Below are 6,560 nucleotides of genomic sequence, written 5' to 3' on the forward strand. Positions count from 1 at the left end.
TTAGGAGATCAGGACTGATGCGTTCGTTGAAGCGGCGCCTGCGAGCCCGATACGGCTGGCTGCCCCTCGAAGAACTGCGTAACAAGGTGGTGCTCGGGCACACCGCGGTCGGCCTCGGCCGGTTCGAGCGCTCCGAGATCCGCCGGCTGACGCACACCCTGCCGGGTGGGATCCGCCCCCGCGCCCGGGTCGCCACCGTCGTGCTGACCTACAAACGGCCCGAGGGCGTGCTGCGGGCGGTGGAGTCGGTGCTCGCGCAGACGATCCGCGACCAGGTGGTGGTCGTGGTCGACGACGGCGGCGGCCAGTTGCCCGAGTTCCCGGCCGACCCGCGCCTGCACGTGGTCAGCCTGCGCCACAACATCAACGTGCTCGGCGTCAGCCGCAACGTGGGCATGGGGCTGACCGACTCGGAGTTCGTGGCGTTCCTCGACGACGACAACCTCTGGCACCCGCACCACCTGGAAACGGCCCTCGAGCGGCTCGACGCGGGCGGGCCCGACGCGGTCTACACGGCGATGCGGCGCGTGCTGCCGGACGGCACGATGCGCGACGTCCTCTCCGTGGACTTCGACCGCAAGCTGGCCTGGGAACGCTGCTTCCTGGACACGAACCCGCTGGTCATCCGCCGGATCCCGGGCGTGCGGTTCAGTCGCCTGCGCCGCCACGGGAAGGTGAACCCCAAGGAGGACTGGGAGTTCGTCTACCGGTTCAGCCGCCGGCACCGGGTCGAGCACATCCCCGAGCCGACCGTCGACTACGCCATCAACCCGGACAGCTACTGGACCGCATGGGAGGAAGTGTCATGACCGGCCTCGGCCCCACGACCCCGGAGCCGCAACCCGGCCGGCGCAAGTTCCTGCTGCCGGCCGGCCTGGCGGTGCTGGTGCTCGCCGTCGCGGTCGCGTTCGTCCTGACCCGCGGCAAGGACACCGGCGACCCGGCCGCCACCGGCGGCACGGCCTCGCCCGGCGCCACCGAAGCGGTCGCGACCAGCGGACCGCGCTCGTCGCCGGCCCCGAGCGGGTCGGTGCTGCCGCCGCCCTCCGCGTCCACCCCGGCCAAGGAACCCACCGGGGCACCGTCGGCCCCCAAGGCGCTGCCGGTCACCGCGACCGGCGGCGGCCGATACCCGGCGCGCTTCGCCGTCGGAGCGCCCGGCGTCCAGCCCTACAAGCAGTCCGACGCATCCCTGCCCGTCCCCAAGGGGTACAAGGTCGTCAACCCCAGCAACAAGGACAGCAAGGAATGGGACCTCTACGACTGCAAGGGCACGGTCAACCTCGACCACCGGTACTTCAAGGGGTTCATCTACATCGGCACCGGCTGCCACGGGACGGTGAACATCACCAACTCGATCATCGCGCCGCCGCCCGGGTCGACGAACCGGGCGATCCTGGTGAACACCGACGGCTCCGGCGAGTTGCAACTCAACCTCACGAACGTCACCATCCGGCCGGAACCGGTCGGGCTCGGTGAGAAGAGCGTGCCGCTCAACGACCACGCGGTCAACGACTGCGCCACGTGCACCATCACGTTCAACCGGGTGGACGTCGCCAACACCGGCGGCATGTGCCTGTGCGGCGCCCGCACCACGATCCGCAACAGCTGGCTGCACGACAACTACATCGCCAACCTGACGGATCCGGCCGCGGCGCACACCGGCGGCATCTTCCCGTACGGCGGAACCGGCCCGGTCACCATCGAGAACAGTCGACTGGAACCGGGAATCGACGCGCACACCGGTAAAGAGGTCAAGAACTACTGGAAGGCCATCACCGCTGTTCTGTTCACGCAGAGCGTCGACGGTTCGGTGCTGCGCAATTACTCCGTACGCAATAGTTTTATTTCTCTCGGTGCTTATGGTCTCTATGCCCAAAATGGTGCTGACCTGCGCATCACTGACAACGTCTTCGGCCCGACCCACTGGGACGCCGCCGGTGGATGTGACTCGAATTGTTCCGTGACGTTCGGCGAATGGTCGAACAACGTGGTGGGAACGATCGACGGGGTGCCCACCAAGAAACAGGTACCGAAGCCCAACTGAGTTTTGGCCACGAAAAGAGCTTGAATTGAGATCCAGAATAATTTCCGGCGTCATCTCGGCGCTGATGATCGGGGCGGTGATCGGGCTCCCCAGCGTGGTGCTCGCGGCCGACGACCCATGCGGCGTCAACTCCAACCCGATCGTGTGCGAGAACTCCAAGGAGGGCCTGCCGCTCGACGACTGGTACGGCGACGCGTCGTGGGGCGACATCGAGGGCTTCACCACCAAGATCAGCGTGCAGCCGGGCGAGACGCTCAAGATGAAGGTGAAGTCGCCGACCACGTTCACGGTGACCTTCCTGCGCCTCGGCTACTACAAGGGCGACGGCGCCCGGAAGATGCCGACCTCGCCGACCGCCGAGTTCCCGGCCAACACACAGGGCACCGGCGCCTGCCTCAAGGACGCGACCGGCCTGGTCGACTGCGGCAACTGGACGGCCAACGTCACCTGGCAGGTACCGTCCGACGCGGTCTCCGGCGTCTACCTGGCGCTGCTCGACCAGGGCGGTGGGCTCGGCTACATGCCGTACCCCTTCGTCGTGGGCAACGACAACAGCACCTCCAACATCGTGGTGCAGACGTCCGACGAGACCTGGCAGGCCTACAACTCGTGGGGCGGGCAGAACCTCTACGAGGGTGGTGGGCCCGCCCCGGACGGGCGCGCCTACAAGGTCAGCTACAACCGCCCGCTGCGGATCGCCGGTGACAACTCGATCCTGGGCAGCGAATACCCGATGATCCAGTGGCTGGAACGCAACGGCTACGACGTCAGCTACGCCTCCAACGTCGACGTCTCCACCAAGCCGGCGCTGCTGCCCAAACACAAGGTCTACCTCTCGTCCGGCCACGACGAATACTGGGACCAGGGCATCTGGGACAACGTCAAAGCCGCCCGCGAAGCCGGCGTCAACCTCGCCTTCTTCAGCGGCAACGAGGCATTCTGGCGAACCCGATGGGAACCGTCCATCGCCACCGGCGGCGGCGACCACCGCACCCTGGTCAGCTACAAGATGACCAAGATGGCGCAGACGCCGCCGAACGGCATCGCCGACCCCAGCGGCCAGTGGACCGGCACATGGCAGGACCCGGCCGGTGCCGGAACCGGCGGCAACAAACCGCAGAACGAGATCACCGGGACGCTCTTCTCGATCAACGGATACCGCCACGACTCGATCACCGTCTCGTCCCAGTTCAAGGACCTGCGCCTGTGGGACAACACCGGGATCGAGAACCTCGGCAACGGTGAAGTGGCCACCTTCCCGGTCGGCACGCTCGGCTACGAATGGGACTCCGACACGGAGAACGCCGCCCGGCCGCCCGGCGCGGTCCAGTTCTCCGCCACGACCCTGCAGATCACCGACGGCACGCTGCTGCTCGACGAAGGCAACAACTACGGCAACGGCGTCGCCACCCACAACATCATGATGTACCGCGACGAGTCGTCCGGCGCGCTCGTCTTCGGCTCCGGCACCGTCCAGTGGTCGTGGGGTCTGAGCACCAAGCACAACGGCCCGGCGAGCTCCGAGGACCCGCGGATGCAGCAGGCCACCGCGAACCTGCTGGCCGACATGGGTGCGCTGCCCAGGACACTGCAGGCCGGCCTGCACACCGTCGCCAAGTCCACCGACACGGTCGGCCCGACCGTGACCGTCGCCGCGCCCGCAGCCGGCTCGACCGTGCCGGTGCTCGGCGCGATCACCGTCACCGGCACCGCCACCGACGTCGGTGGCGGGCAGCTCGGCCGGGTCGAGGTCTCCACCGACAACGGATCCACCTGGCGCGCGGCCACCGGGCTGGCCAACTGGACCTACACCTGGACGCCGACCACGCAGGGGGCGGCCACGATCAGAGTGCGGGCCATCGACGACAGCCTCAACTTCGGGGCGGTCAAGACGGTCAACGTGACCGTCGGCCCGCAGAAGTGCCCGTGCACCACCTACACCTCGGCGGACGTCCCGGCCAACGCCGACTCGCACGACGCGTCGGCCAACGAACTCGGCGCCAAGTTCCAGGTGTCCGTGCCGGCGACGGTCACCGGCGTGCGGTTCTACAAGGCCGCCACGAACACCGGCACGCACCTGGGCAAGCTGTGGACGACCGGCGGGAAGCTGCTCGCCTCCGGCACGTTCCAGAACGAGACGGCCAGTGGGTGGCAGACGCTGACGTTCGCCACGCCCGTGACGATCGCGGCCAACACGCCGTACGTCGTGTCCTACTACACGCCGACCGGACACTACTCGTACAGCAGCGCCTACTTCACCGCCAAGGGTGCCGGCGACGGCATCGTGAAGCAGCTGCAGTCCGGGGTGTCCGGGCCCAACGGGGTCTACAAGTACGGCACCGGGGGCGGGTTCCCGAACCTGAGCTGGGGCGACACCAACTACTGGGTGGACGTCGTCGTGGACACCGCGACCGCGGTCACCACGCCGCCGGTCGTCACCGTGAGGTCGCCGGCTGCCGGTGACGTCGGGGTGGCGCGCAACGCGGCCGTCACCGCGACGTTCGACCACGACGTTGACCCGGAGAAGGTGGCGTTCACGCTCAAGGCCGGGAGCACCACCGTCGCGGCGAAGGTCGCCTACGACGACACGACGCGCAAGGCCACGCTCCGGCCGGACAGCGCGTTGGCGGCGAACACGCAGTACACCGCCTCGGTGCAGGCGACCGACGTGTGGGGGAACGCGATGAGCGCGCCGACCACGTGGACGTTCACCACCGGGGCCGGGGTCAGCTGCCCCTGCACGCTGTTCAGCTCGGCGTCCACGCCGGACGTGGAGAGCGCCGGCGAGGCGGCTTCGCTGGAGCTGGGGACCCGGTTCACCTCCGACGTCGACGGGTACGTGACCGGCGTCAAGTTCTACAAGGGTGACCGGAACACCGGCACGCACACCGGCACGCTGTGGAGCGCCGACGGTCAGGAGCTGGCCACCGGCACGTTCCAGAACGAGACGGCCACCGGGTGGCAGACGCTGACGTTCGCGACACCGGTCGCGATCGACGCGAACACGCAGTACGTGGTCTCGTACCACACCAGCGTGGGCTTCTACTCGTACAGCGCGAGCTACTTCTCGCAGGCCCGCAGCTCCTATCCGCTGACCGGGGTGGCCGACGCCACCACCGGCCACAACGGGTTGTTCAAGGCGACCGCCAACCGGGAGTTCCCGAACTCCAGCTGGAACGCCACGAACTACTGGGTCGACGTCGTCTTCACGACGACCACACCGTAAATCGGACCGGCCCGGCGCCCTCCCCGGCGCCGGGCCTCTTCTTGGGGGAGACCACAGGTGAGTTCGGTCAGCGTCGTGATCCCGTGCTACAAGTACGGGCATTACCTGCGCGCCTGCGTCGACAGCGTGCTCGACAACCCGGGCCTCGACGTCCGGGTGCTGATCATCGACGACGCGTCCCCGGACGACTCGGCCGAGAAGGCGCACGCGATCGCCGCGAGCGACCCGCGCGTCGAGGTCCGGGTGCACCAGGAGAACAAGCGGCACATCGCCACGTACAACGAGGGCCTCCTCGAATGGGCCGACGGCGACTACGTCGCGCTGCTGTCGGCCGACGACATGCTGACCCCGGGCGCGTTGAACCGGGCGGTGGCCCTGCTCGACGCGAACCCGAACGTCGGCTTCGCCTACGGTCACCCGGTGCACTTCCAGCACCCCGGCCCGCCGCCACCGGCCAACCTCGGTACCGGCGGCACCGCGGTCTACCCGGGCCACTGGTGGCTGGAGCGCCGCTTCCGCGAAGGCACCGGCTGCATCACGTCGCCCGAGGTGGTGGTCCGCACCGACCTGCAGCGCAAGGTCGGCGGTTACGACCCCGAGCTGCCGCACGCCGGCGACATCGAGATGTGGATGCGCCTGGCCGCACACGCCGACGTCGGCTACGTCAAGGCCGACCAGGCGTTCTACCGCCTGCACGGCAACAACATGTCCACCACCGACTTCGCCGGCCAGCTCGACGACCTGCGCCAGCGCAAGACCGCCTACGAAGCGGTCCTCACCAAGACCCGCGACCTCCTCCCGGAAGCGGACCGCTGGGACGAGATGGTCCACCGCCGCCTCGCCCGCTTCGCCCTGCGCCGCGCCGTCCGCGCCTACGATCGCGGCCGCACCGCGACCGTGCCGGAGGAGGAGCTCGTGGCCTTCGCCGCCGAATGCTGGCCGGACTACCGGTCCCTGCCCGAGTTCCGCGGCCTCCAGGTCCGCCGCCGCGTAGGTGCCAGAACAATGCCGTACCTCCAACCGTTGGTTCTCTCCGCCGTCGCTTCCAAGGGCCGCGAATGGCTCTGGTGGCGCTCCTGGGAACGCCGCGGCATCTGACAGCCGCCACGCCGGGCGCGCCCAGGCCTCCGGACCCAGCTCCTCGCCGGGTCGCACCGGCCGGCACCTCGGCATCCCCGGCTCGCGCCGCGTCGGCTCGCGCCGCGTCGGCTCGCGCCGCGTCGGCTCGCGCCGCGTCGGCTCGCGCCGCGTCGGCTCGCGCCGCGTCGGCTCGCGCCGCGTCGGCTC

The 6,560-nt window shown here is 69.0% G+C and carries 4 protein-coding genes; all 4 read left to right on the top strand.

Going from position 1 to position 6,560, the window contains the following annotated elements; genetic code table 11:
- The first annotated feature begins 17 nt into the window (after window positions 1-17).
- The 4 genes from ACH442_RS38450 to ACH442_RS38465 are packed head-to-tail and all read left to right on the top strand — an operon-like array spanning window position 18 to window position 6,371.
- Window positions 18-809 carry a glycosyltransferase family 2 protein gene (locus ACH442_RS38450; RefSeq protein WP_396343038.1) on the top strand — a complete coding sequence of 264 codons (792 nt, stop codon included), beginning with the start codon at window positions 18-20 and terminating at the stop codon, window positions 807-809.
- Complete coding sequence (locus tag ACH442_RS38455) at window positions 806-2,047, top strand: hypothetical protein (protein ID WP_396343039.1); 1,242 nt, start codon at window positions 806-808, stop codon at window positions 2,045-2,047. The genes ACH442_RS38450 and ACH442_RS38455 overlap by 4 nt, the downstream gene beginning before the upstream one ends.
- A 25-nt stretch (window positions 2,048-2,072) precedes the next feature.
- Window positions 2,073-5,273 (top strand): DUF4082 domain-containing protein, encoded by a 3,201-nt coding sequence (locus tag ACH442_RS38460; RefSeq protein ID WP_396343040.1) that lies wholly within the window; start codon window positions 2,073-2,075, stop codon window positions 5,271-5,273.
- Between the two features lie 57 nt (window positions 5,274-5,330).
- Window positions 5,331-6,371, top strand: a complete 1,041-nt coding sequence (locus ACH442_RS38465) for a glycosyltransferase family 2 protein (RefSeq protein ID WP_396343041.1) — start codon at window positions 5,331-5,333, stop codon at window positions 6,369-6,371.
- Window positions 6,372-6,560 lie beyond the last annotated feature (189 nt).

It is taken from the genome of Actinoplanes sp. NPDC020271 (genome assembly GCF_044388125.1).
In the GTDB taxonomy this organism is placed as follows: Bacteria; Actinomycetota; Actinomycetes; order Mycobacteriales; family Micromonosporaceae; genus Actinoplanes.

Bases quoted from the DNA above. Each gene is read 5' to 3' on its own strand.
- ACH442_RS38450 (WP_396343038.1), top strand. From the start codon at position 18: ATGCGTTCGTTGAAGCGGCGCCTGCGAGCCCGATACGGCTGGCTGCCC.
- ACH442_RS38455 (WP_396343039.1), top strand. From the start codon at position 806: ATGACCGGCCTCGGCCCCACGACCCCGGAGCCGCAACCCGGCCGGCGC.